A 2,022-nucleotide genomic window follows, 5' to 3' on the forward strand; every position below is an offset into this window, starting at 1 on the left:
GGGCCAACCAACGCCACTTCGATCCGTTCTCCCGCTTCAAGTTCGACAACGAGAGACACGACGGCGGTCAGCGGAAAATGAGCCCACGCAACGGTTTGGCCTAGCTCGATCACCGAAGCCCCCTCCAGAAGCTCGACGGCCTTGAGATGCGGGCGAATGGCCGCGAAGTCGGCTGGCCTCAGCGACTTGAGAAAAGCGTTCCGGAATGGATCCGCAGACACCATCTCATTCTTCGGGAAAATCGCAGATCAATAGACACAACCATAGCGCGAAAATGAATCGAGCGAAACGGACAGAAATGCCCGCATGAGCAATTTGGCGTGTGCATGAGCCGTTTTCTGCCGACGGCGCGATGCCCCCTACTCAACTATCTCGAGGGACAATCTGGAACTTTCCGCCGATTTCACTTGCAGACGCGCGATTCAAGGCTGGCCGCCGAACATGTACGACGCCATCGCGACGTTTGCGACCTCGTCGACGAATACGCGGTGGCCGACGTCGCTGCCGGCCGCGCCGGCCGCAACCATCAGCGGCAGCAGATGGTCCTCGCGCGGATGCGCCAGGCGCGCGCTCGGCGCGTTCTCCCAATCGACCAGCATCGCGTTGCGGCGCGCCGCATCAGGCGCGCTGATCGCCTCGTTGAGATAGGCCTCGAAATCGTAGGAGACCGGCTTGGACTCCGGCCGGTTGAAGCCGCGCATGTTGTGATAGGTGAGCCCGCTGCCGACGATCAGAATGCCTTCGTCCCGGAGCGAGGCGATCGCCTGCCCGACCTTGATGTGCTCGGCCGCATCGTAGGTCGATTTCAGCGACAAGAGTACGATCGGCATGTCGGCGTTCGGATACATCAGGCCGAGCGGCACGAAGGTGCCGTGATCAAAACCCTGATTGGCATCTTCGCGGCAATCGAGGCCGGCACGCGCGAGCAGCGCCTTCACCTCTGCGGCAAGCTCGGGCTTGCCCGGCGCCGGATATTTGAGGTGATAGGTATGCTCGGGGAAACCGTAATAGTCGTACACCATCGGCGGATGCGCCGAGGTCGACACGGTGAAGGCGTCGGCCTCCCAATGTCCGGTGATGACGAGCACGGCCTTTGGTCTTTCGGGAAGAAGCTGCGGCAGCCGCCCGAACTCCTCGGCGGTCCTGGCATATTGCACGCGCCGGTCCTCCATGAACGGCCAGGGGCCGCCGCCATGGGACAGGAACAGGGTCGGAAATCGCGTCATGGGCGAAAGCTCGTCTCGTTGACAACATGCGCGTGCGAACTGGCCGCACGATCGGCGGCGAGCATAGGCAAACCCCTATGGTTAGCAAGCCGTTAACGATTTGCCTTTCAAAATCCCCGCCATGGCCGAAGGAGTCGGCCAGAAGACGAGGACGTGAGATGAAGAAGTTTGCGCTGGGGGACGTCGTCAACAGTGACAAGGGCCGCCGCGGCGTCGTTCGCGCCGCCTTCAAGTCGCGGGAAGGCCAGCAGTTCTATGCCGTCGAGAAGGACGGCGCGATGGACTATCTGGAGGAAGACCGGCTGAGCCCGGCGCCGCGCGTCGAGCTCGCGGCCTAAGTCCAGCTCATTTTCTACTCTCACTTGCGAGCCGGTCGAGACGCTCCGCGAAGGGATCGTCTCCGCTCGCAATGCGATCATTCGTGATCAGCAGCAGGCGATCGCCGCCTGCCGCCGCGTCCCAGCGTGGCAGGTCGGGGCCGTTGGGATCGCCGCTCCTGGCGAAGTTGATCCAGTAGCTGCGCATGCGGCTTGCGAGCTCGCGATCGCGCCGCGAGAAGATGCCGGCACCGGGCACGCCTTCCACGCCGAAGATGAACTGCAATTCCCGCCCGTGACCGCCCTCCGGATTGGTGCGCCGGGCCTCCGGCACGTAGGCGAAACGATAGCGGAAGGTCAGCGCGCCGCTTGCGGCGTGCAGACGAGCCAGCAGTCTCACCGGCTCGGAGAAGACCTTGTCGGTATAAAACCTTGCCGCAAGGTCCGAAGCTCTGGCGAGGTCGGGATAGAGCTTGGGC

Annotated in this window: 3 protein-coding genes and 1 pseudogene; 1 reads left to right on the forward strand and 3 read right to left on the reverse strand. The window is 63.0% G+C overall.

All coding sequences use genetic code 11. From position 1 onward, the window contains the following. Both AC1D00_RS38630 and AC1D00_RS38635 read right to left on the reverse strand, forming a co-directional pair. Positions 1-224 (reverse strand): annotated as a pseudogene (locus AC1D00_RS38630) (Crp/Fnr family transcriptional regulator); the annotation flags it as partial. Between the two features lie 198 nt (positions 225-422). Further along, positions 423-1,226 (reverse strand): DODA-type extradiol aromatic ring-opening family dioxygenase, encoded by an 804-nt coding sequence (locus AC1D00_RS38635; protein WP_135176937.1) that lies wholly within the window; start codon positions 1,224-1,226, stop codon positions 423-425. Between the two features lie 158 nt (positions 1,227-1,384). Here AC1D00_RS38635 and AC1D00_RS38640 point away from each other — a divergent pair, with 158 nt between their 5' ends. Then, positions 1,385-1,564: a hypothetical protein gene (locus AC1D00_RS38640; RefSeq protein WP_135176936.1), complete on the forward strand. Its 180-nt coding sequence runs from the start codon at positions 1,385-1,387 to the stop codon at positions 1,562-1,564. Between the two features lie 7 nt (positions 1,565-1,571). Here the strand turns inward: AC1D00_RS38640 and AC1D00_RS38645 are convergent. Then, on the reverse strand, positions 1,572-2,022 hold a 451-nt coding region (locus AC1D00_RS38645; RefSeq protein ID WP_477014295.1), incomplete at its 5' end, for a carboxylesterase family protein.

The organism is Bradyrhizobium sp. P2_E8 (assembly GCF_056403875.1).

Excerpts from the sequence above, each read along its gene's own strand:
- AC1D00_RS38635 (WP_135176937.1), bottom strand. The coding sequence starts at position 1,226 with ATGACGCGATTTCCGACCCTGTTCCTGTCCCATGGCGGCGGCCCCTGG.
- AC1D00_RS38640 (WP_135176936.1), top strand. The coding sequence starts at position 1,385 with ATGAAGAAGTTTGCGCTGGGGGACGTCGTCAACAGTGACAAGGGCCGC.